At 69.1% G+C, this 22620-nt stretch carries 23 protein-coding genes; 6 read left to right on the forward strand and 17 right to left on the reverse strand.

The window, feature by feature from the left end; translation table 11 throughout:
• Positions 1–132: 132 nt before the first annotated feature.
• A complete protein-coding gene (gene purL, locus IEV96_RS12700; protein ID WP_188511262.1) occupies positions 133–2448 on the reverse strand; it encodes a phosphoribosylformylglycinamidine synthase subunit PurL in 2316 nt (771 codons plus the stop codon).
• A gap of 180 nt (positions 2449–2628) precedes the next feature.
• Positions 2629–3615: a putative endonuclease domain-containing protein gene (locus IEV96_RS12705; RefSeq protein WP_188510932.1), complete on the reverse strand. Its 987-nt coding sequence runs from the start codon at positions 3613–3615 to the stop codon at positions 2629–2631.
• Positions 3616–3860: 245 nt separating this feature from the next.
• On the opposite strand from IEV96_RS12705, the gene IEV96_RS12710 reads away from it, so the two are divergent.
• Complete coding sequence (locus IEV96_RS12710) at positions 3861–5027, forward strand: mechanosensitive ion channel family protein (protein WP_188510933.1); 1167 nt, start codon at positions 3861–3863, stop codon at positions 5025–5027.
• Positions 5028–5030: 3 nt separating this feature from the next.
• On the opposite strand, the gene IEV96_RS12715 is transcribed toward IEV96_RS12710, so the two are convergent.
• The 5 genes from IEV96_RS12715 to IEV96_RS12735 all read right to left on the reverse strand — a co-directional run bounded on the left by IEV96_RS12715 (position 5031) and on the right by IEV96_RS12735 (position 7796).
• Positions 5031–5486, reverse strand: a complete 456-nt coding sequence (locus tag IEV96_RS12715) for a DUF3817 domain-containing protein (RefSeq protein ID WP_188511263.1) — start codon at positions 5484–5486, stop codon at positions 5031–5033.
• Complete coding sequence (locus IEV96_RS12720; protein ID WP_229733298.1) at positions 5483–6034, reverse strand: GNAT family N-acetyltransferase; 552 nt, start codon at positions 6032–6034, stop codon at positions 5483–5485. Before IEV96_RS12720 ends, IEV96_RS12715 begins: the two co-directional genes overlap by 4 nt.
• Before the next feature lie 2 nt (positions 6035–6036).
• Positions 6037–6732 carry a phosphoribosylformylglycinamidine synthase subunit PurQ gene (purQ, locus tag IEV96_RS12725; protein ID WP_188510934.1) on the reverse strand — a complete coding sequence of 232 codons (696 nt, stop codon included), beginning with the start codon at positions 6730–6732 and terminating at the stop codon, positions 6037–6039.
• On the reverse strand, positions 6732–6980 hold the full coding sequence (purS, locus tag IEV96_RS12730; protein WP_188510935.1) for a phosphoribosylformylglycinamidine synthase subunit PurS: 249 nt from the start codon (positions 6978–6980) through the stop codon (positions 6732–6734). The genes purQ and purS overlap by 1 nt, the downstream gene beginning before the upstream one ends.
• A 66-nt stretch (positions 6981–7046) precedes the next feature.
• Positions 7047–7796 carry an SGNH/GDSL hydrolase family protein gene (locus tag IEV96_RS12735; RefSeq protein WP_188510936.1) on the reverse strand — a complete coding sequence of 250 codons (750 nt, stop codon included), beginning with the start codon at positions 7794–7796 and terminating at the stop codon, positions 7047–7049.
• Positions 7797–7831: 35 nt separating this feature from the next.
• Between IEV96_RS12735 and IEV96_RS12740 the strand changes: the two genes are divergently transcribed.
• Positions 7832–8842 (forward strand): serine hydrolase domain-containing protein, encoded by a 1011-nt coding sequence (locus IEV96_RS12740; RefSeq protein ID WP_188510937.1) that lies wholly within the window; start codon positions 7832–7834, stop codon positions 8840–8842.
• Here the strand turns inward: IEV96_RS12740 and IEV96_RS12745 are convergent.
• The 5 genes from IEV96_RS12745 to purD form a co-directional block, all read right to left on the reverse strand.
• A complete protein-coding gene (locus IEV96_RS12745) occupies positions 8839–9135 on the reverse strand; it encodes a hypothetical protein (protein ID WP_188510938.1) in 297 nt (98 codons plus the stop codon). The genes IEV96_RS12740 and IEV96_RS12745 overlap by 4 nt on opposite strands.
• A 37-nt stretch (positions 9136–9172) precedes the next feature.
• Complete coding sequence (locus tag IEV96_RS12750) at positions 9173–10042, reverse strand: VOC family protein (protein WP_229733300.1); 870 nt, start codon at positions 10040–10042, stop codon at positions 9173–9175.
• A gap of 135 nt (positions 10043–10177) precedes the next feature.
• The gene (locus tag IEV96_RS12755; protein WP_188510939.1) at positions 10178–10672 is read right to left on the reverse strand and encodes a GNAT family N-acetyltransferase; all 495 of its coding nucleotides are present in this window, start codon (positions 10670–10672) and stop codon (positions 10178–10180) included.
• Positions 10669–11538 (reverse strand): phosphoribosylaminoimidazolesuccinocarboxamide synthase, encoded by an 870-nt coding sequence (locus IEV96_RS12760; RefSeq protein WP_188510940.1) that lies wholly within the window; start codon positions 11536–11538, stop codon positions 10669–10671. Before IEV96_RS12760 ends, IEV96_RS12755 begins: the two co-directional genes overlap by 4 nt.
• Before the next feature lie 143 nt (positions 11539–11681).
• Positions 11682–12932 carry a phosphoribosylamine--glycine ligase gene (purD, locus tag IEV96_RS12765; protein ID WP_188510941.1) on the reverse strand — a complete coding sequence of 417 codons (1251 nt, stop codon included), beginning with the start codon at positions 12930–12932 and terminating at the stop codon, positions 11682–11684.
• A 40-nt stretch (positions 12933–12972) separates the two neighbouring features.
• On the opposite strand from purD, the gene IEV96_RS12770 reads away from it, so the two are divergent.
• Together IEV96_RS12770 and IEV96_RS12775 are read left to right on the forward strand one after the other, a co-directional pair.
• Positions 12973–13347, forward strand: coding sequence for a sterol carrier family protein (locus IEV96_RS12770; RefSeq protein ID WP_188510942.1), 375 nt, complete (start codon positions 12973–12975; stop codon positions 13345–13347).
• Positions 13344–13835 (forward strand): hypothetical protein, encoded by a 492-nt coding sequence (locus IEV96_RS12775; RefSeq protein ID WP_188510943.1) that lies wholly within the window; start codon positions 13344–13346, stop codon positions 13833–13835. The genes IEV96_RS12770 and IEV96_RS12775 overlap by 4 nt, the downstream gene beginning before the upstream one ends.
• Positions 13836–14373: 538 nt before the next feature.
• Here IEV96_RS12775 and purF read toward each other — a convergent pair.
• Positions 14374–15831 carry an amidophosphoribosyltransferase gene (gene purF / locus IEV96_RS12780; protein WP_188510944.1) on the reverse strand — a complete coding sequence of 486 codons (1458 nt, stop codon included), beginning with the start codon at positions 15829–15831 and terminating at the stop codon, positions 14374–14376.
• Positions 15832–15903: 72 nt separating this feature from the next.
• Here purF and purM point away from each other — a divergent pair, with 72 nt between their 5' ends.
• Positions 15904–16995: a phosphoribosylformylglycinamidine cyclo-ligase gene (gene purM, locus IEV96_RS12785; protein WP_188510945.1), complete on the forward strand. Its 1092-nt coding sequence runs from the start codon at positions 15904–15906 to the stop codon at positions 16993–16995.
• 75 nt (positions 16996–17070) lie between these two features.
• Here purM and IEV96_RS12790 read toward each other — a convergent pair whose 3' ends face one another.
• Entirely contained in the window at positions 17071–17334 is a 264-nt protein-coding gene (locus tag IEV96_RS12790) for a DUF3073 domain-containing protein (RefSeq protein WP_188510946.1), read from the reverse strand.
• A 121-nt stretch (positions 17335–17455) separates the two neighbouring features.
• Between IEV96_RS12790 and IEV96_RS16765 the strand changes: the two genes are divergently transcribed.
• The gene (locus IEV96_RS16765) at positions 17456–19603 is read left to right on the forward strand and encodes an NAD(P)-binding domain-containing protein (RefSeq protein WP_268235595.1); all 2148 of its coding nucleotides are present in this window, start codon (positions 17456–17458) and stop codon (positions 19601–19603) included.
• Positions 19604–19823: 220 nt separating this feature from the next.
• Here IEV96_RS16765 and crcB read toward each other — a convergent pair whose 3' ends face one another.
• The 3 genes from crcB to IEV96_RS12810 are packed head-to-tail and all read right to left on the reverse strand — an operon-like array spanning position 19824 to position 22573.
• Complete coding sequence (gene crcB / locus IEV96_RS12800) at positions 19824–20189, reverse strand: fluoride efflux transporter CrcB (RefSeq protein ID WP_188510947.1); 366 nt, start codon at positions 20187–20189, stop codon at positions 19824–19826.
• Positions 20186–20545: a fluoride efflux transporter FluC gene (locus IEV96_RS12805; RefSeq protein ID WP_188510948.1), complete on the reverse strand. Its 360-nt coding sequence runs from the start codon at positions 20543–20545 to the stop codon at positions 20186–20188. Before IEV96_RS12805 ends, crcB begins: the two co-directional genes overlap by 4 nt.
• Positions 20546–22573, reverse strand: coding sequence for an APC family permease (locus tag IEV96_RS12810; protein ID WP_188510949.1), 2028 nt, complete (start codon positions 22571–22573; stop codon positions 20546–20548).
• Positions 22574–22620: the final 47 nt, after the last annotated feature.

A 22620-nucleotide genomic window follows, 5' to 3' on the forward strand; every position in this document is an offset into this window, starting at 1 on the left:
CGGTTGAGTAGGTCGCTCAGCGACCGTATCGAAACCCCCGCACGGATCATCAGATTGCGTCATTTGGGGCATTTAAGTCTCTCGACTGCCCCAAACGGCGCAACAAGCGCGACCTCCGGCGGGGTCAGCTCGTCAGTACCCGACGATCGCGCCGAACGCGTCGGCGAGCGTTCCGCGGTGCGCCTGCTGCAGTTCCGCGATCGACGCGGTGAATTCGCCCTGAACCTCGAGCTCGCCCGAGTTGTCGGTGACGCCGATGCGCAGCACCGGGTAGCCGCGTCCCTCGCACAGGCCCTGGAAGCGCACGTCGTCTTCGCGCGGAACCGACACCAGCACCCGGCCGCTCGATTCGCTGAAGAGTGCCGTGGCCGCATCCACACCGTCTCGCTGCATGATCTCGGTGAGCCAGACGCGCGCGCCAACGCCGAAGCGCAGAACGGCCTCGGCGAGGGCCTGCGCGAGGCCGCCGTCGGCAAGGTCGTGCGCCGAGGCGATGAGGCTCTGCTCGCCGCCCGCCGCGATCAGCTGGGCAAGGCGCATCTCGGCGGCGAGGTCGACCGCCGGCGGGCGCCCGCCGAGGTGGTTGTGGATCGTGCCGGCCCAGGCCGAGCCGTCGAGCTCGAGCGCCGTGGTGCCGAGCAGGTAGATGTTGTTGCCCTCGTCCTGCCAGCCGCTGGGGATGCGCTTGGCGACGTCGTCCATCACGCCGAGCACGGCGATGACGGGGGTCGGGTGGATCGGCACGTCGCCGGTCTGGTTGTAGAACGAAACGTTGCCGCCGGTCACCGGGATGTCGAGCTCGAGGCACGCGTCGCTCAGCGCCTCGACGGTCTGGGCGAACTGCCACATGACCTCGGGGTTCTCGGGACTGCCGAAGTTGAGGCAGTCGCTGACGGCGACCGGCGTCGCGCCGGTGACGGCCACGTTGCGGTACGCCTCGGCGAGGGCGAGCTTGGCTCCCTGGGCCGGGTCGAGCTGGCAGTAGCGTCCGTTGGCGTCGGTCGCGACCGCGAAGCCGAGGCCGCTCTCCTCGTCGATGCGCACCATGCCGCCGTCGTCGGGGAAGCTCAGGGCGGTGTTGCCCATCACGTAGCGGTCGTACTGGTTGGTGATCCAGCTCTTGTCGGCGAGGTTCGGGCTGGCGAGCAGCTCGAGCGTCTGGCTCTTCAGCTCGTCGCCGGATGTCGGGCGCGCGAGTGTCGCGGCGGTGTCGGCCTGCAGCGCATCGATCCAGGTCGGGTAGGCGACGGGGCGGTCGTACACCGGGCCGTCGACCGCGACCGTGCGGGGCAGAACGTTGACGATCTCCTCGCCGTTCCAGTTGATGATCAGGCGGCCGGTGTCGGTGACCTCGCCGAGCACGCTGGTCTCGACGTCCCACTTCTCGACGACCTTCAGGAAGCCCTCGAGCTTCTCGGGCGTCACGATCGCCATCATGCGCTCCTGGCTCTCCGACATCAGAATCTCTTCCGCGGTCATCGACGGGTCGCGCAGCAGCACCTTTTCGAGCTCGATGAACATGCCGCCGTCGCCGTTGGAGGCGAGCTCGCTGGTCGCGCACGAGATTCCGGCCGCACCGAGGTCCTGGATGCCCTCGACGAGCTTCTGCTGGAACAGCTCGAGGCAGCACTCGATGAGCACCTTCTCGGCGAAGGGGTCGCCGACCTGTACGGCCGGTCGCTTGGTCGGGCCGGACGCGTCGAAGGTGTCGGACGCCAGAATGGATGCTCCGCCGATGCCGTCGGCGCCGGTGCGGGCGCCGAACAGCACGACCTTGTTGCCCACGCCGCGCGCGTTGGCGAGGTGCAGGTCTTCGTGGCGGAGCACGCCAACGGCCAGCGCGTTCACGAGCGGGTTGGCCTGGTACACGGAGTCGAAGTAGGTCTCGCCGCCGATGTTCGGAAGTCCGAGGCAGTTGCCGTAGTGGCTGATGCCGGCGACGACGCCGTGCACGACGCGGGCCGTGTCGGGGTGGTCGATAGCGCCGAAGCGCAGGGCGTCCATCACGGCGACCGGGCGGGCGCCCATCGAGATGATGTCGCGCACGATGCCGCCGACGCCGGTCGCGGCGCCCTGGAACGGCTCGATGAAGCTCGGGTGGTTGTGGCTCTCGATCTTGAACGTGACCGCCCAGCCCTCGCCCACGTCGACGACGCCGGCGTTCTCGCCCATACCCACCATGAGGTTCTTCTTCATGGTCGGGCTGACCTTCTGGCCGAACTGGCGCAGGTAGTTCTTGCTCGACTTGTACGAGCAGTGCTCGCTCCACATCACCGAGTACATCGCGAGCTCGCCGCTCGTGGGACGCCGCCCGAGGATCTCGCGGATCGCGAGGTACTCGTCCTCCTTCAACCCGAGGGCGCCGTACGGCTGCTCCTTCTCGGGGGTGGCGATAGCGTTCGAGACGGTGTCGGCGACGCCTCTGGAGGGGGTGGTAACGGTCACGATTGAGAACTCCCAGAGTTGACGGATGCCGGAAGCCCCCAGTCTACCGGCGGCAGGGCCGGGGTGCTGGGCGGGGGCGGCAGGCCCGCCCCCGCCGCGTCCGCCCGCCGCCCCTCCGGCGGTTTTGGTCGCTAGATGCTCTAAGTCGCCCGGCCATCGAGCATCTGGCGACCAAAAGTGCGCTCAGCCGGGCCAGCCGGCGGCACGCAGCGCGCGCCCGACCCGGTCGACCGCCTCGCGCGGGCGGCCGAAGAGCTGGCCCTTGCGGATGCGCACCGTCGCGTAGCCCGCCCGGTGGAAGTTCTCGATGCGGGTCTCGTCACGGTCGTATTGCGCGCTGCTGGTGCGGTGCTGCTCGCCGTCGAACTCGCTGATCACCTTCCACTCTCGGAAGAGCTGGTCGGCGCGCCCGAGCCACGTGCCGGCGTCGTCGTAGATGTCGACGCCCACCTCGGGTTCGGGCAGCCCGGCCCGCACGAGCAGCAGCCGCAGGTGCGTCTCCGGTCGCGACTCGACGCCCTCCCGGACGTGCTCGATCGCGGATGCCGCGGCCCGCGCACCCCATCCGGAGCTGCCCTCGACCGCCGCCCTCAGCTCGGCGATCGTGGCGTACGGGCGCTCGTCCGAGGGGTCCAGCACGAGAGGGTCGAGCACGAGGTGGTCACCGACCGCGACCAAGTCGTCGAGCCCGAGCGGCCTTCCCAGCGAGATCCAGGTGCTCGCCGGTTCACCGATGGGCAGGCCGAACCGATCGAGAATGCGCGAGGTGGCCGGCGCCTGGTGCCCGGTGATTCCAGCGCTTCGTGGGGCGCGCCCCGGCGAGAGCGTCGCGACGTCGAGCGGCTCGGCGTCGGTGAACGGGGCAGGCAGCGGAGCTTTCCAGAGCCGGGCGGCGGTCGTGTGGCTGAAGAACTGGCCAGGGCGCAGCAGCGGAGCGTATGACCGGCACCGGGCGATGAGCGCCGCAAACTCTTCGGCGGCCCGTGTGCTCGGGAAGACGCCGAACCGCGACAGTTCGACCTGTCCGGCCGCGTCGAAGCGCACCCCGCGGTACGGGGCTTCAAGGTCGCGGGCGCGTAGCCGACCCGCCGTGATCCCGGCCGCGCGAGCCGCCCCGACCGCGAACGGCCGCTCGCGCCATTGCGGCGGAAGTTTCTTACGGCTGGCCATGCCCCAGCCTGCTCCGGCTCGGCAGCATCCGCGGATCTTCTCCACAGCTCACGGGCCAGCGCAACTTTTGGTCGCCAGTTGCGCGATCTGAACGAACATCGAGCATCTAGCGACCAAAACGCGCCCCAGGCCCCGCGCCCCAGGTGCCACCCGCGTCGGCCGCCGGGCGCCCGCCCAGCCGCCCCCGCTACCCTTGAGGCTCGACGCTCGACGGTGTGCGTGACCCAAACACCTAGGAGAGATTCATGTTCGACTGGCATTCCTGGCTCGGCCTCGCGGCGTCCGTGGCCATCGCGCTCGCCGCGGCGTTCGTCGTCGCGGTGATCACCAAGCTCATCGTCGTCGCGGCGACGAAGCGGCGCGAGTGGCCGCGCGCGCTCACCAGCAAGGCGCGCCACCCCTACCGCCTGCTGCTCGCCGTGATCGCCACGTGGGCCGCGATCAACTTCAGCATGCCGGGCATGGACTGGGTCGACCACGCGTTCCTCATCGCCCTCATCGCGGTCGGTGCCTGGTTCATCGGCGCCATCGTCAGCTTCGGCATCGGGCTCGGCATGGGCCGGTACCGCATCGACGTGCCCGACAACCGGGTCGCCCGCCGCATCCAGACCCAGCTCGCCATCGTGCGCCGCCTCGCGTTCGCCGTGATCGTGATCGTCGCGGCCGGCTCGATCCTGCTGACTTTCCCCGGCGTGCAGGCTGTCGGCGCGAGCGTGCTGGCGAGCGCCGGCATCGTCTCGATCGTCGCGGGCCTCGCCGCCCAGTCGACCCTCGCGAACGTCTTCGCGGGCGTGCAGTTGGCCTTCAGCGATGCCATCCGCGTCGACGACGTCGTGATCGCCGAGGGCGAGTGGGGCCGCATCGAGGAGGTCACGCTCACCTACGTGGTCGTGCACATCTGGGACGACCGCCGTATGGTCCTCCCCTCCACCTACTTCACGTCGACACCGTTCGAGAACTGGACGCGCTCCGGCTCCGAGCTGCTCGGCTCGGTCGAGATCGACCTCGACTGGCGCGTCAGCCCGGTGGCCATGCGCGCCGAGCTCGACAGGATCCTCGCCCGCACCAACATCTGGGACGGCCGCGCGAGCGTGCTGCAGGTCACCGACGCGACCGGCGGATTCGTGCGTGTGCGGATTCTGGTGACGGCCGTGGATGCGCCCACCCTGTTCGACCTCCGCTGCTTCATCCGCGAGGAGATGGTCGAGTGGCTGCAGACCCAGGACCCCGCGGCGATTCCCCGCACGCGCGTGCAGATGGTGCAGTCCGAGCAGCGCGCCGAGAGCGCCCCGACCAGCGAGACCCACACCGACCAGATCGGCCTCTTCACCGGGAGCGCACAGGCCGAAGAGCGCGCCAGCCTGCTCACGTCGTCGATCCCGATCATCGAGACCGACGGCAGGCGCGACTAGCCGCTACGAGCCGGGCGGCCCGACAACGAGCAGCGCCACGAATACGCCGCCGACGACGACGACCATCAGCACCACGAACAGCGCGGTGTTGGCCAGGGCCCAGCGCAGCAGCCGGTTCACGGCACTGCCGTCGCCCGGGTGGCCGGTGGCGACCCGGCGCCAGTCGCCGTCGAGGTGTCCGTGCCGTTCGAGCCAGCGCTCGGCCGGGATCGTCGCGTAGGGAACGACCGCGCTCGCGAGGGCCAGCAGCGTGACGGGCGGGCTCCAGCGCTGGTTGACGGACAGAATGACGGATGCTGCGGCGAACGCCAGGAACGCGAAACCGTGCAGCCCTCCGCCGATGCTTACCCCGACGTCGGTCAGCACGAACACGTACTTGAGCAGCATCCCCGCGATGAGCAGGGTCCAGGTGACCGCCTCCGCGAGGGCCAGGGCGCGGAACAGCGCGCGCGGCGTTATAAGTGGTCCGTGACGTCGATGGCGTAGTGCAGCTCGTCGACCAGGCCGCCCTTGAACGGCCGGTCGCGCACGAGCTCGCCGCGCGTCATGCCGAGCTTCTCGAGCAGCGCGGCCGACGCGGCGTTGCGGGCGTCGAGGGTGGCCGTGACCCGCGTCAACGCCAGTTCGCCGAACGCGAGCGACAGCATGGTGCTGGCCGCCTCGTAGCCGTAGCCCGCGCGCTGGAACCCGGCGTGCAGGGCGAAACCGATCTCGCCCTCCGTCTCGGACACGCACTTGAGCACGACCTCGCCGATCACCTGGCCGGTCTCGGCGAGCTCGACGGCCAGCACGAGCCACTGCCCCTCGCTGTCGACGCGCGCCTGCGGAACTTTGGCGAGCAGCGCGAACCGCGTCTCGTCGATCGACCGCACCGGCCACGGCAGGTAGCGCACGACCTCGGGGTCGGAGTGGAACTGCAGCAGGTCGTCGAGGTCGTCAGCGGTGTGGGCACGCAGCAGCAGCCGAGGCGTGCTGATCGGCAGGACGGGCGTCCATGGCAGGGGCACGGTCAGACCGAGGCGAGTGCTCGGATCGCGGAGGTGAAGATGGCGAGACCGTCGACGCCGGAGCGCATTGCGGCCGCGGTGTCGGGGCCGAAGCCGGCCTCGACGGCGTGCTCGGGGTGCGGCATGAGGCCGACGACGTTTCCGCGCTCGTTGCTGATGCCGGCGATGTCGTTGATCGAGCCGTTCGGGTTGACGCCGAGGTAGCGGAAGACGACCTGGCCTTCGCCCTCGAGCCGGTTGATCGTGTCGGCGTCGGCGATGAAGCCGCCCTCGCCGTTCTTGAGCGGGATGGTGATCTCGGCGCCGGTCGCGAAGTCGTTGGTCCACGCGGTGGAGGTGTTCTCGACGCGCAGGCCCTGGTCGCGGCAGATGAAGTTGCCGTGGTCGTTGCGGATCAGGCCGCCCGCGAGCAGGTGCGCCTCGGCGAGCATCTGGAAGCCGTTGCAGATGCCGAGCACGGGCATTCCGGCGTTCGCGGCGTCGATGACCTCGGCCATGATCGGGGAGTGCGCGGCTATCGCGCCGCAGCGCAGGTAGTCGCCGTAGCTGAAGCCGCCCGGCAAAACGAGGGCGTCGACGCCGTGCAGGTCGTGGTCGCCGTGCCAGAGTGCGACGGGCTTGGCACCGGCGAGACGCACGGCGCGCTGGGCGTCGCGGTCGTCGAGCGACCCAGGGAAGGTGATGACGCCGACGCGCATTACTGCGCCACCTCGATCGACACCACGTCTTCGATGACCGAGTTGGAGAACATCTCGTCGGCGTAGGTCTGCACCTCGGCGAGCAGCGCGTCGGTCACCTCGCCCTCGACGGTGAGCTCGAAGCGCTTGCCGATGCGCACCTCGGAGACGGTGGTGTTTCCCAGGCGGTGCAGGGCGCCGGTGACGGCCTTCCCCTGGGGATCGAGCAGAACGGCCTTGGGCATGACCTCGACGACGATTGTGGGCACCAGTAACTCCAAGGATTTCGCGCGTGGGTTGACGGGTACGAGTCTACCCGAGGGTGGCGGGCGCCGTCAGAGTTGGCCGCGGGCGACGGCGTCGCCGACCGCGAAGTCCGCCCAGTCGCGGTAGCCGATGGCGCTCGGGTGGAACAGGTCGCTCGCGAAGAACCCCTCCGTGTACGGCGGGGGCGGTGGCGACATAAACGCGCCAGGGGTCGCGGCCACGATCGCCCGCGCCTCCGCCTCGAGGCTGCGCGAGTGCAAATACAGGTTGAACCGCAGCGGGTTCGGCAGCAGCACGAAGCGGAAGAAGGCCGGCAGCGACGACATCAGGATGGTCGCCTCCGGGTTCGCGGCGCGCAGGCGTGCGAGCAGAGACCGGATGTCACGCCCGAACGCCGCGCGCGACCGGACACCGAGTGCGTCGTTCGCGCCGATCGTCAGGAACACCACGTCGTAGCTGTCGGCCGTGGCGGCGTCGATGTAGTCGCTCAGCAGATCCTTGGCCGTGGCGCCGTTCTTGCCGACCGCCGTCCACTGCACGCCGCGCCCGTAGTGGAGGGAGAGCGAGCGGGCGAGGTTGCCCGGCAGCGCCTCGTGCTGCGAGTCGACGCCGACACCGGCCGCTGTGGAGTCGCCCAGCACGAGCAGCCGCAGCGGGGCATCGCCCGAGCGGGAGGTGGGGGCATCGAGCGACCCAGACCATGGGCTCGCAGCATCCGCGAGCCTGGGTGTGTCGCGGCGAAGCCGGCGACCCTGCACCAGCAGAACCGGCGCGACCGGGAGCATCGCCACTCGGCTCAGTCGCTGCAGTAGGGGCACGGACCAATCGTAGGCGCGTCGGTAAACTCGCAGGCATGGATACCGCAGGCCTCACCGAATTTCTCGCGCAGCAACAGTTCTCGGGCGTCGTGCTCGTGCGCAGGGGCGCGACCACGGTCTTCGAATCGGCGACCGGCCTCGCCAGCCGCACCACCGAGGCGCCCATCACCATGGACACCCGCTTCGACACCGCCTCGATCACAAAACTGTTCACGAGCGTGGGCGTGCTGCAGCAGGTCGCCGCGGGAAACCTCGACCTCGAGACATCCATCCACCACTACGTCGACCTCGCGGGGACGCGCATCCCGATCGAGGTGAACCTGCTCAACCTGCTCACCCACACGAGCGGCCTGGCCGACGACGTCGACGAGGAGAACGGCGACGACTACGCCGAATTCTGGGCCGCGCTGCCCGTGCAGGAGTTCTTGGAGACGGCGGACTTCCTGCCGCTGTTCGTGAACAAGGAGCCGCTGGCCGACCCGGGCGACGAGGTCGCGTTCATCAACGTCGGCTACATCCTCGCGGGGCTCGCGCTCGAGCGGGTCACCGGTGTTCCCTACCGCCAGTACATCCGCGACGAGGTCTTCGCGCCGGCCGGCATGACCGCCTCCGACTTCTTCGACCGGCGCGAGGGCGTGCCTGGTGTCGCCGAGGGATGGGACCGCACCGAGAACGGGGAGTGGGAGCACAACCTGCTCGCCTACCCGCCGATCGGCACCCCCGACGGCGGCGCGCACTCGACCGCCGGCGACCTCGTGAAATTCTTCGAGGCCGTGCGCGGCGGCGTGCTGCTCAATAAGGAGTACACGGACGAGTTCCTGCTGCCGCAGGTCGAGCTCGACGAGGAGACGGCCTACGGGTTCGGTCTCGAGTTCGACCTCGACGAGGAGGGCTCGGTGCGGTCGTACTTCCAGGACGGCATCAACGCCGGGGCAAGCGGCATCCTGCGGCACTACGTCGAGGAGGGCCTCGACGTCGTCGTGCTCTCCAACTCGGAGGACGGCGCGTGGGACGTCATCACCGAGCTCGACGACCGGGTCGCCTAGCCCGCGGCCGCCACCCGGCGGTTATGCGCCACGAAGACCAGCAGCGGTGAGGCGGTCGTTGCGAATACGAGCAAGATGACGAAGGCTCCGAGCGTCGAGTAGAGGCTTAACGAACCCCAGATCGCAAGGGCGCCGCCCACTCCGCGCCATAACGGCGCGGTCTTTGGCTGGTTCGGGATGCGGCCGGCCCAGGGAATCTTCGCCTTGGTGTTAGCCCGTGTGATCTGCCGCGCGGAGATGAACCCGAGCGCCGTGCCGACTATGACCAAGGCGATCGCGAAGACATCGAGCATGCGCCCATCCTGCGCGGTCGCACGCCCCACGGCAAACTCAGCCGGCGGCGCTCACCGTGATCAGGTTGCTCCACGGGTCGTCGAAGCTCACGGTCTTGCCGTCGTCCCGGATCGGCACGCCGAAGTGGGTCAGTCGTTCGGTGAGCGCGCCCACGTCGTCGGCGCCGGGAACCCGGATGTCGACCTGCGCCAGCCCGAGGGCCAGTTGTCGGGGCCCCGCGCCTTTCGAGTTCCAGGTGTTCATCGCCATGTGGTGGTGGTAGCCGCCGGCGCTCACGAACAGCGCGCTGTCGCCGAACCTCGTCGTCGTCTCGAAGCCGAGCCGGTCCACGTAGAACTCGCGGGCCGTCTCGACGTCTCCGACCTGCAGGTGCACGTGCCCCACCTGAGCGCCGCCGATGAGCGGCTGCGACACCGCCCGCTCGGTGAGGTTCTGCTGCAGGAACTCGTTCGGGTCGAGGTAGAGCGTCGACATCTCGATGCTGCCGTGCGACCAGCTCCAGTTGCTGCGGTCGCGGTCCCAGTACAGCTCGACGCCGTTGTTCTCGGGGTCGGTGAAGTAGAAGGCCTTGCTCACGAGGTGGTCGGAGCTGCCGGTGAAGGTGTTCGGGTGCTTCTGCGCGACCGAATAGACGGATGCCGCCAGCGCCTCCTCGGTCTCGAAGAGAATCGCGGTGTGGAAGAGCCCGGCGTCTCGCGGGCTCGCGTTGCGCAATTCGGGCGCGTGCATGAGGACCATCACGGCGGTCGTCCCCCGGCCGAGCACGGTCACGTCGCCGTCGGCGCTCAGCACCTGCAGGGCGACGGCGTCGCGGTAGTAGGCGGTCATCGCGTCGAGGTCGGCGACCCGCAGCGTCACCGCGCCCATCGATGTGTCCGCCGCGAGGAGGTTCTGGTAGCTGGTCATGGGACGCCCTTCCGTCACCAGCCTACAACTTAGTTGACGCGACAACTATTCCCGGAAGGCGGCGGTGGCCCGCTGTTCTGGGCAACGGGCCACCACCGAAAGGGATTCGGAGCGGTGCGTCAATCGGATGGGTGACTACTCGCAGCTCTCGCAGAGCGTGTCGGTGGCCGGGTCGGATGCGACGAGCGTCTTCTCGAAACACAGCGAGTCGTCGGAGTCGGCGTAGTACCCGTACCTGTCGATCGGGGTGAAGCCCTCGCGCGTGTAGAAACGGATCGCGTCCGGCTGGGCGGTGCCGGTCTCGAGCACGAGGCGCGACCACCCGCTCTCGAGGCCGAAGCGCTCGAGCCGGTTCAGCACGGCGGTCGAGACACCCGAGCCGCGGGCGGAGGGGGCCACGAACATCCGCTTGATCTCTCCGTGCGATTCGTCGATGCGGCGCAGACCGCCACATCCGACCGGTGTTCCGTCGTCGGAGTAGGCCACGTAGAACGCGGTGATGTCGTCGGCCGTGGGCGCGGGGCCGGGCTCGGAGTCGTCGGTGCCGTAGCGCTCGGCGATCTCGACCCGCTGGGCCGCGCGCAGGGCGACGGCGCCCGCATCGTCCCAGTCGACCTCGCGCACGATCATTTGCCGGTCAGTCTCTCGATGAGTTCGCGGTAGCGCGCTGCGGTCTGCGCGACGATCTCGGCCGGCAGCGTGGGCGGGGTGCCGGTCTGATCCCAGTTCGTCTTCAGCCAGTTGCGCACGATCTGCTTGTCGAAGCTCTCCAGCCGGCGCGGGCCGCCCGCCTCGTACAGCTCCGCGTCCCAGAACCGGCTCGAGTCGCTCGTGAGCACCTCGTCGCCGAGGGTCAACTCGCCGGTCCCGGGGTCGGCGCCGAACTCGAACTTGGTGTCGGCCAGGATGATGCCGCGGCCCTCCGCGATCGCCGACGCGCGCGTGAAGATGTCGAGGCTCGCGTCGCGAAGGGCGGATGCGACCTCCGCTCCGACGAGCTCCACCGTGCGCTCGAAGGTGATGTTCTCGTCGTGTTCGCCCATCGGGGCCTTCCACGCTGGGGTGTAGATCGGCTCGGGCAGGCGGTCGCCGTCGTTCAGCCCGGCGGGCAGCGCGACGCCGCAGACGCTCTGGGACTGCTGGTATTCCAGCCAGCCGCTGCCGCTGAGGTAGCCGCGCACGACGCACTCCACCGGGTACATGTCGAGCGTCTTGGCGAGCATCGCGCGCTGGGCGACGGCCTCGGGCAGGTCGCCCGTCGACGCGCGGGCCAGGTGGTTCGGCACGCCGTAAAGCTGCTCGAACCACCAGCGGCTGAGCGTCGTGAGCAGCTCGCCCTTGCCCGGGATGCCCGGCTCGAGCACGTGGTCGAACGCGCTCACGCGGTCGCTCGCCACCATCAACACTTCGCCGGGGTGATCGGGCGAGGTGTACAGCTCGCGCACCTTGCCGGAATAGAGGAGGGTCCATCCGGGGAGAGCTGCAGCATCCGTCATGCCCCCATTAAACCGCACCCGCCCCGTGCCAAATGCAGGAGATTTCGCGCGCGAGGGCCGTGGATCCGTGCCGACGTGTGACTCGACCGGATTTCTCCTGCATTTGGTACATGGAGCCCGTCGAGCGGGGCCGCGCGCCGGGGCTACTGCGCTACGCGGGCGGCGATGTCGGTGCGGTAGTGGCTGCCCTCGAGGCGGATGTGCCCGAGCGCCTGGTACGCCCGGTCGCGCGCGATCGCGAAGGTCGCGCCGGTGGCCACGACGCTGAGCACGCGTCCGCCGGTCGCGATGAACTTGCCGTCGAGCTTCGCGGTCGCGGCGTGCGTGATGTGCACGCCGTCGATTGCGGATGCCGCGTCGAGGCCGGTGATTTCCCGGCCGGTGACAGGCGAGTCGGGGTAGCCCTCGCTGGCGAGCACCACGGTCACGGCCACGTCGCCCGAGAATTTGGGGTAGGGGAGGCGGCCGAGACCGCCGGTCGCCGCCGCGTAGAGCAAACCGCTCAAGGGGGTTACCAGACGGGGCAGCACGGCTTGGGTCTCAGGGTCGCCGAAGCGGGCGTTGAATTCGATGACCCGCGTGCCCTGCTTGGTGAGGATGAGGCCGCAGTAGAGCAGCCCGACGAACGGCGTGTTCTCGGCGGCGAGCTGGCGGATCGTGGGCAGCGCGACCGAGGTGATGACGTCGTCGACGAACTCCTCGCTCAGCCAGGGCAGGGGCGAGTAGGCGCCCATGCCGCCGGTGTTCGGACCCTCGTCGTGATCGTAGGCGCGCTTGTAGTCCTGCGCGGGTTCGAGCGGCACGACGCTCTCGCCGTCGCTGAGCAGGAACAGCGACACCTCTTGCCCGGCGAGGAACTCCTCCACCAGCACGTCGCCGTGCTGCAGCCAGTAGTCGGCGTGGGCGACCGCGGCGTTGCGGTCGGGGGTGACGAGCACGCCCTTGCCCGCGGCCAGTCCGTCGGCCTTGATCACGTAGGGGGCGCCGTATTCGTCGATCGCGGCGACCGCCTGCTCGTGGCTCGTGGCGCGTACGGCCCGCCCGGTGGGAACGCCCGCGGCGTCCATGATGCGCTTCGCGAAGGTCTTGCTTCCCTCGAGGGCGGCGGCGGCCTTGTTCGGGCCGAAGACCGGGATGCCGGCCGCGCGCAGCTTGTCGGCCACGCCGGAGACGAGCGGCGCCTCGGGCCCGATGACCACGAGTTCGATGCCGTTGTCGGCGGCGTAGTCGCGCACGATCGAGCCGTTCGTCGGGTCGAGGGCGACCACCTCGACGACGGCGGCGATGCCCGCGTTGCCGGGAGCGGCGGTGATCTCATGCCCCGCGTTCTCACTCAACAGGGACGTGATGATGGCGTGCTCACGCGCGCCGGAGCCGAGAACTAGGATTCGCACCCGCTCAGCGTACCGGGCTGGCCCGGGTAGCGTTGAGTACATGGCCAGGGCTCGCATCGACAGCGGAATCGGCGCCGCGGCGGTTCGCACAGCCGTCGCCGGCACGGATGTTTCACGTGACACACTGGCGACCGCCGTGCGCTATCTGCTGCAGGAGCTCTCGGAACAGGCCGAGGGCAACACGGTCGAGGTGCGGGTTCCGCCGTTCGGGGCGGTGCAGTGCATCGAGGGACCGCGGCACACACGCGGAACGCCGCCGAATGTTGTCGAGACGGATGCTGCTACGTGGCTGGCACTGGCGACGGGGTCACTCGGCTGGGCCGACGCGCTCGCCGCGGGCAAGGTGCACGCCTCGGGGCAGCGCGCCGACCTCAGCGACTACCTCCCGGTTACGGCTGCGACAATAGGCACATGAGCACTGCCCCCAGCGACGACAACGACGCCGCGAACGAGACCGAGGTGCGCATCCGCCGCGCCCCCAAGTACCCCGCGTTCATGATCGTCGGCGGCGGAATCGGCGCCATCATCACCTTCATCCTCACGGCGAGCTTCCCGGTCGACCCCCAGGTCGGGTTCGGCGCCCTGTTCGGATACTTCGCGCTGTACGGCGTCACCGGGGGCGTTCTCGTCGGAGCGCTGCTCGCGCTGCTGTTCGACCGCGTGCTGCTGCGTCGCTCGCGGCCCGCGACGGTCGTCACCGAGTTCACCGACCCCGATCTCGCCGAGGCCGAGCGCCTGGAAGACGAGCGCTACGCCGCCGAGGACGCCGCCGAGGATGCCGCGGCTGCTGCTGCTGCTGCCACGCCGCCCGCAGGCCAGCCCGCTGAGCCCCGCGCCGCTGCCGCCACCTCCCCTGAGCCCGTCGAGGGGTCGCAGCCCCCGAAGCCCGACCCCGCCGACTAACGGTCGACGGCTCAGCGCGAGGCGCATCCGCCCGCCCTCTGCGCACGTTTGGTCGTTAGTTGCTGCATTTAGGCCGCCCGAACCGCATTACGCGACCAAAACCTTCGGATGATCCCGCGCACGCGCGCTCGACCTGTCGCAAACGGGGCAACCGCGGCGCGGGTCACCCCGTTTCGTGACACCTCGACCGCCGAGCCGGTCGGCCCATCTTTTGGTCGCTAGTTGCGGTGTCCCAGCCGCCCGAACCGCATTACGCGACCAAAACCTGCGGATGATCCCGCGCACGCGCGCTCGACCTGTCGCAAACGGGGCAACCGCGGCGCGGGTCACCCCGTTTCGTGACAACTCGACCGCCGACGAGCACGCGCGCCCGGCACGAGCGTGCCGGCGCGAGGCGCATCCGCCCCACCGCCCCGTGCCACATGCAGGAGATTTCGTACCCGAGGCCCCGCGATCCGCGTAAACCTGTGACTCGACGCTGCATCTCCTGCATTTGGCACAGGGGGAGCAACAGAGGGCGGGCGAGGAGCGGCCCGTCCTAGCTCAGCTGGTTCGCCTCGACCCAGGCGAGGTACTCCGGCGTGACCGTACCCGTGACGTAGTCGCCCGTGAAGCAACTCATCTCGAGGGCGGTGACGTCCGAGCCCTCGAGAATGGCGGCCTGCATGTCGGCGACCTCCTGGTAGATCAGGTAGTCGGCGCCCAGCTCGGTCGCGATCTCGGGGATCTTGCGGTTGTGTGCGACGAGCTCCTGGCGCGACGGCATGTTGATGCCGTACACGTGCGGGAAGCGCACGGGCGGCGCGGCCGAGGTGAACGTGACCTTGTTGGCGCCGGCGTCGCGGGCCATCTGCACGATCTCCTTCGACGTGGTGCCGCGCACGATCGAGTCGTCGACGATGAGGATGTTCTTGCCCCGGAACTCGCTGCCCATCGCGTTCAGCTTCTGCTTCACGCTCTTCTTGCGCTCTTCCTGGCCGGGCATGATGAACGTGCGGCCCACGTAGCGGTTCTTGTAGAACCCCTCGCGGTATTCGATGCCGAGCTTCTGCGCGACCTGCATAGCGGCGGGGCGCGATGAGTCGGGGATGGGCATAACGACGTCGATGTCGCCCATCGGGGTGTACTGCGCGATCGTGTCGGCGAGGCGGTCGCCCAGGCGCAGGCGCGCGTCGTAGACCGAGATGCCGTTCATGATCGAGTCGGGGCGCGCGAGGTAGACGTACTCGAACGAGCACGGGATCAGCCGCGGGTTCGCCGCGCACTGCTTCGACACCATCTCGCCGCCGCGGGTGATGAACACCGCTTCGCCGGGCGCGACGTCGCGTACGACCTCGTAGCCGCCGCTTTCGAGAACGAGAGATTCGGATGCCACGATCCATTCGTCCCCGACGAGACCCGCTGACCGCTTACCCAGGATCAGCGGGCGAATGCCGAACGGGTCGCGGAAGGCGAGCAGTCCGTGTCCGGCGATGAGGGCGATGGCGGCGTAGGAGCCTTCGACGCGTTCGTGCACGCGGGAGACGGCGTTGAACACCTGGTCGGCGTCGAGGTCGGCGCCCGACACCTCGGCCTGCAGCTCGTGCGCGAGCACATTCACCAGCAGCTCGGTGTCGGATGTGGTGTTGAGGTGACGGCGGTCGACGTCGAACAGTTCGCGGGTGAGCTCACGGGTGTTGGTGAGGTTGCCGTTGTGGATGAGCGTGATGCCGTAGGGCGCGTTCACGTAGAACGGCTGGGCCTCCTGCTCGTTGGCGGCGTTGCCTTTCGTGGCGTACCGCACGTGGCCGATTCCCATGTTGCCGAGCAGGCCGCGCATGTCGCGGGTGCGGTAGGCCTCGCGCACCTGCCCCTTGGCCTTGGTGCTGTAGAAGGTACTGCCGTCGGCCGTCGAGATGCCCGTCGAGTCCTGGCCGCGGTGCTGCAAGAGCAGCAGAGCGTCGTAGACCTGTTGGTTAGCCGGCTGGGAGGAAACGATGCCAACAATGCCGCACATGCGGAATGAGCTCCAGACCGTAGAGTTGGGGGGATATATACAGTCTTTCACGTTGCGGATGGGATCTCTGGCATGAGTAACAAGTACGCGGAGGCCGGAGTCGACACGGCGGCCGGTGACCTGGCCGTCGAGCTCATGAAGTCCGCGGTCTCCGCGACGCACGGCCCGTCTGTGGTCGGGGGTTTTGGCGGATTCGCCGGCCTCTTCGACGTCTCGTTTCTCAAGCAGTACGACCGCCCGCTGCTCGCCACATCGACCGACGGCGTCGGAACGAAAGTCGCCATCGCGCAGGCTCTCGACAAGCACGACACCATCGGACAGGACCTCGTGGGCATGGTCGTCGACGACATCGTCGTGGTCGGCGCCCGCCCGTTGTTCATGACCGACTACATCGCCTGCGGCCGGGTCGTGCCCGCGCGCATCGCCGACATCGTCAAGGGCATTGCGCTCGCCTGCTCCGAGACGGGCACCGCGCTGGTCGGCGGCGAGACCGCCGAGCACCCCGGACTTCTGGGGCCGGATGACTACGATGTGGCGGGTGCGGCCGTCGGTGTGGTCGAGGCGTCGAAGGCCCTCGGCCCGGAGTTGGTGGTCGACGGCGACGTGGTCGTCGCGATCGCGTCATCCGGCCTGCACAGCAACGGGTTCTCTCTCGTGCGCCACATCCTGAGCGGCGCGGGCGTCGGCTACACCGACAACTCGGCCGACCTCGGCTCTTGGGGCGAGGCCCTGCTCGTGCCGACCCGGCTCTACACGACGCCGCTGCTCGGCGTGATCGACGAGCTGCCCGGCGCGATCCACTCGCTGAGCCACGTCACCGGCGGGGGCATCGCCGCCAACCTCGCCCGCGTGCTGCCGATCGGCTCGTGGGTCGACCTCGAGCGCGCGACCTGGTCGCCCGATCCCGTCTTCCGCGTGCTCGCCGACCTCGGGTCGATGACGCTCGAGGAGACCGAGGGCACGTGGAACCTCGGCATCGGCATGTTCGCCGTGGTCGCCGCGGATCAGGCCGCCGCGGTCATTGCGTCGATCGAGGCGGCGGGCATCCCCGCGTGGGAGGCCGGCCGGGTCGGCTTCGGCGAGCGTTCACTCGCCGGCTTCGAGCAGGGGGCGAAGGGTGTTAACGGCGGCGCGGTGCGCCTGAGCGGTTCGTACCGAAACTGAAACGGTCGCTGAGCTTGTCGAAGCGAATGCCCGATAAGTATCGGGACGCTTAGACAAGCTCAGCGACCGTTGCGGTTACGCGCTGCGCGCAGCGTCGTCGTCTTCGGCCTGGTAGCTGCCGGGAACGTATTCGTCGTCGTCGTCTTCCTGGTCGTCCTCGGCAACCGCGACGCCCGAGCCGGCAACGTATTCGGGCCAGGCTGCGAGGTCCTCGTCGAGTCGGGGGTCTCCGGAAGTGCCGAGCTCCTTTTGAAGAGCTCCGTAGTTGGTGTCAGGACTGAAGTACTTCAGGTCACGTGCGACCTTGGTGTGCTTCGCCTTTTGACGGCCTCGCCCCATGCGTGACCCCCTCATGAATCAGTCCGAAGGGAACCGTGTAGGTTCCGGGAATTTGCGAACAGCGATTGAACGAAAAGTAGTTGGCAGTTTAGCACGCAGGGTCAGCGGGTAACGTTGTCGGGTGACCTCTGACAGCACCGACACATCCGTCGTCGTTATCGGTGGTGGCCAGGCGGGACTCTCCGTCTCCTACTACCTGAAGCGACTTGGTCTCGACCCCGGAAACGAGTTCGTGGTGCTCGACCGCGGCCCGGGCTCGGGCGGCGCCTGGCAATTCCGCTGGGACGCGCTGCGCATCGGTTCCGCTCACCGCATCAACGACCTTCCCGGTCTCGACGCACTCGGGCTCAGCTTCGAGACCGCCGACCGCACGCAACCGGCCAAAGACGTCGTCGCCGACTACTACGAGCGGTACGAGCGCTTCTACGATTTCCAGGTCGTGCGCCCCGCCGCCGTCACCCAGGTCGTGAACGCGGGCGACCGCATGCTGGTCACCTTCTCCGACGGCGAGGGCGAACAGACCGTGTCGACCGACGTCGTCATCAACGCCACCGGCACCTGGGGTTCCCCCTTCATCCCGTGGTACCCGGGTCGCGATAGCTTCGCGGGACGTCACGTCCACACCGCCGAATATGCGGATGCCGCGGACTTCGCCGGTAAAAACGTCGTGGTTGTGGGCGGCGGAACGTCTGCGATCGGATTCCTGCTCGAGCTCGAGTCGGTCGCCGCCGAGACGACGTGGGTCAGCCGCCGCCCGATCGAGTTCCTCGAAGATGGCGAGCTCAACCTCGAGGCGCGTGCCTCCGCGGTCGCGATGCAGGACGAGGCCGCCCGTGCCGGCAAGGCGCTGCCCAGCATCGTGAGCGGCACCGGCGTGCCGCGCACGAGACGCATCCAGGCGGGCATCGACCGCGGGGTGCTCACCGCGCGTCCCATGTTCTCGTCGATCGAGCCCGACGGGGTGCGCTGGTCGAACGGCGCGTTCCAAGAGGCGGACGTGATCATCTGGTCCACCGGCTTCCGGCCCGAGCTGCGCCACCTCGCACCGCTCAAGCTGCGCGAGAAGGAGGGCGGCATCATGGTCGCCAACGGGACGTCGTGGAAGGAGCCGCGCATCTTCTTCGCCGGCTACGGACCGCAGGCGTCGACCATCGGCGCCAACCGCGCCGGACGCACCGTCGCACGCCAGGCGATCGCCACCCTCTCCCGGCTCAAGCGCCAGGAGCGCGAGGCGGAGGACGCCCGACTCGCCGCCGAGGCCGAGCGCACCGGCGAGCCTGCACCCTTCGTGTTTGTGTCGAGCGCCGCGGCGGCCTCGACGGTTGAGCCCACGTCGCCGGTCGAACCCGCCTCGTTGGTTGAGCCTGTCGAAACCCCCGCGGTCGAAGCCCCCTCCGCCGACACCCCCTCCGCCGACACCCAACCCCGCCACGCCACGGAGTCCGACGACGATGACATGAGCTGGCTGCTTCCCAGCAGCGAGCCGGTCGTGCCGATCGAGTCAGCACCCATCGAACCCGCGCCCATCGACTCCGCCGCCGACGAGTCGCCCGCGCCCGCGTTCACGGGCTTCCCGAATCCTGCCGCGGCAGCGGCGCTCGCCGAACCCGTCCAAGTCGAGTTCGAGCCGGAGCCCGGCACCGAGGCTCACGAGCAGACCGACCTCCAGGCGTTCGCCGAGGCCGAACCGGAGCTCGTCCCGATGCCCGCGCCCGACGCGCAGCCCGACGTCGAGCCGGAGCCGGCCGCCGAGTCCCAGCCCGCCCGCCAGCACACGACCTTCGCTCAAGCGGCGGTGGCCCTCGCCTCCGCCGGTGTGGCCCCCGCGGTGGATTCCGCCGCGGAGCCGGAGCCGGAGATGTCGCCCGAGCCCGAGCCCGAGCCCGAGCCCGAAGCGCAGCCCGAGCCCGAGCCCGAACTCGCAGCCGACCCGGAACTCACGATCGAACCCGAGCCGGCGAGCGAGCCCGAGCCCGAGCTGGCCGCAGATCCCGACCTGGCGGAGGAGCAAGACCCCGCACAGCCCGCCGACCAGTCTCCCGAGCCGACCCCGTTCTTCGAGTTCGTGCCGCAGTCGGCGAGCGACGTGTTTCCGTCGCCGGTATCGGCGTCCACGTCCGACGAGCCGCGCGACTACGTGTTCCGCTTCGAGGTCGAGGAGCAGGACAACGTCGTCGACGACTCGACGAAGCCGCGCGAGCACGTGCGTCCGATCGCGCGCGAGCTCCCGGACTTCGACGAGCTGCTGAACCCCCGCAGCGACGACTAACGCGCTTCACCGGCGGCATAGTGCTCTTCCGTCGACCGGGAGCAGCAATACGCCGCCGATGAGTTGACCCGCCGCCCTCGCCCGCCACCGTCCCTCTCGCAACTCAGGCAGATTTCGCCGGCTGGCCGCCCCGCCCGCGGTTTCGTGGGGCGGGCGCCGCAGCATCCGGCATTCTGCCTGAGTTGCGAGAACGACGAATGACGAACGACGTACTTCGGCGTCAGCGCAGCAGCAGGTAGGCCAGGGCCGCGGCGCCGACGCCGAGCACCAGGTTGGCGGCGACGCTCAGCACGGCGACGCGCGTGAAGCCGGTGCGCGCGAGCTCGACCGTCTCGACGCTGAAGGTGCTGAAGGTGGTGAGCCCGCCGCAGAGGCCGGTGAGCAGGATGAGACGCAGGTCGGCGCTCACCTCGGCGCGTTCGGCGAGGGCGAGCACGGCGCCCCCGATGAGGGAGCCGGCCACGTTGACCGCGAGCACCGCCCACGGGAATCCGGGCGTGCGTGCGAACGCCAGCGAGACGAGGTAGCGCACGACGGCCGCTACGGCGCCGGCGGCGATCACGGTGAGGGCGAGAAGCGGGGTCATCGGGGGTCCGTCTTCCTCGACCCCGCGCGCAGCCCGGCCCACGCAGCGCCCAACCCGAGCGCGAGTGTGGCGACGAGGTACAGGGCCCCGAGCATCCATTCGTCGGAGGAAGCGAGCGACACAAGCGCCACGGCGAACGCCGAGAACGTGGTGAACGAGCCGAGCAGCCCGGGTCCAAGGCCGGCGCGCACCCACGGGCGGGCGCGCGGCCAGACCCGGGCCGTGAGCAGGCCCAGCGTGAACGCGCCGACGACGTTGATGATCAGCGTCGAGAACGGCGACGCCAGCAGGTCGATCCCGAGGCGCAGACCCGTGCCCAGCGCCCCACCCACGAGCACCGCCAGCAGCGACGACACTTACGGCCGCTTGGTGGGGATGCGCGCGGGCGGCAGCGCCTTGCGCTGGATCACACGCACGGGCTCGCCGCGGCGGTCCTGACCGGGCAACGGGCGCTGCGGGCGTGTGTACAGCGCGCGGGTCGAGTCGAGCAGCCACGGCACGAGAGCCACGGTCACGCCCGGGCAGAGCAGCAACTTGTGGCGGATGCGCCTCGCCTTGTGGTTGTGCAGCAGGCTCTCCCACCAGTGGCCCACGATGTACTGCGGCGTGTAGACCGTGACGATCTCCGAGCCGTTCTCTTCGCGGTGGCCCTTGATGTAGCTGATGAGCGGCATGCTGATGTCGCGGTACGGGGAGGCGATCACGCGCAGCGGCACGTCGATGCCCTGCTCCTCCCACTGGGCGACGAGCAGCGCGGACTCCGCCTCGTCGATCGACACGTGCACGGCCTCGAGCGAGGCGTGGCGGGCGGCGATCGCGTAGTCGAGCGCCTTCAGCGTGGGCTTCTGCATCTTGCCGACGAGCACGATGGCGTGATCGCCGCTGGCCCCGAACTGCGTGGTGTTGTCGACCTCGATGTCGCGCTCGACCTTGCCGTAGTAGCGGTTGATCCGCAGCATAACGACGTAGAGGATCGGCATGATCGCGAACACGAGCCAGGCGCCGTGGGTGAACTTGGTGATGGTGACGATGACCAGAACCGTGGCCGTGAGCACGGCGCCTACGGCGTTGATCGCGCGCGAGCGGTAGACCTGAACCGGGTTGGCGCATCCGTCTCGCAGCATCTTCGTCCAGTGCACGACCATGCCCGTCTGTCCGAGCGTGAAGCTCACGAAGACGCCGATGATGTACAGCTGGATCAGCTGCGTGAGGTTGGCCTGGTAGGCGATGAGGATGACGGCGGCCACGAAGCCGAGGGCCAGCACGCCGTTCGAGTAGACCAGACGGTCGCCGCGGGTGGAGAGCGACTTGGGCGCGTACTTGTCGCGCGCCAGCACCGAACCGAGCAGCGGGAACCCGTTGAACGCGGTGTTGGCGGCGAGCAGCAGCACGAGCGCCGTCGTCGCCTGGATCACGAAGAACATGATCGAGCCGTTGCCGAAGACCGCCGAGGCGATCTGCGCCATCACGCTGCGCTGCGGGTTGGTGAGACAGTCGACGAAGCCCTCGAGGTGGCAGGCGTTCTCGGCGTAGTGCACGCGGCTGGTGAGCGCGAGGATCATCACGCCGATGAACAGCACGATGGCGATGCCACCCATCAGCACGAGGGTGCGCTGGGCGTTCTTGATCTTCGGGCGGCGGAAGGCGGGCACGCCGTTGGCGATCGCCTCGACGCCGGTGAGCGCGCTGCACCCGCTCGCGAAGGCACGCAGCAGCAGCAACACGAACGCGACCTGCGTGAGGCTCTCGCTCTGCACCGTGTAGCCCGCGCTCTCGGCCACGGCCGGGTCGCCGAGGGCCAACCGCACGATGCCGGTCACGATCATCACTCCGACGCTGCCGATGAACAGGTAGGTCGGAAGCGCGAACGCCTTGCTCGACTCGGCGACGCCGCGCAGGTTGATCGCCGCGAGCACGACGATGAAGCCGACCGCCAGCTCGACCCGCAACGGGTTCAGCCCCGGGAACGCCGAGATGATGTTGTCGACGCCGCTCGCGACGGACACCGCGACGGTGAGGATGTAGTCGACGAGAAGAGCGGATGCCACGACGAGGCCGGCCTTCTCGCCCAGGTTCTTGTGCGCGACTTCGTAGTCGCCGCCACCCGAGGGGTAGGCCTTGATCAGCTGCCGGTACGACGCGACGACGACGATGAGCAGCACGACGACGGCCGCGGCCACCCACGGCGCGAACGACAGGAAGGCGAGACCGCCGAGGGTGAGGATGAGCAGCAGTTCCTGCGGCGCGTACGCCACAGACGAGAGGGGGTCGCTCGCGAAGATCGGGAGCGCCAGATGCTTGGGAAGTAGTTGCCCCTCGAGCTTCTCAGAGGGGAGTGGTTCACCGATAAGCCAACGCTTCGGTGACCGCACGTCGTTAGTCACGAGGGGCGAGCCTACTCTTTTTATTCCCGATGGGCAGAAATCAGTCG

Source organism: Conyzicola nivalis, from assembly GCF_014639655.1.
Taxonomy (GTDB): Bacteria; Actinomycetota; Actinomycetes; order Actinomycetales; family Microbacteriaceae; genus Conyzicola; species Conyzicola nivalis.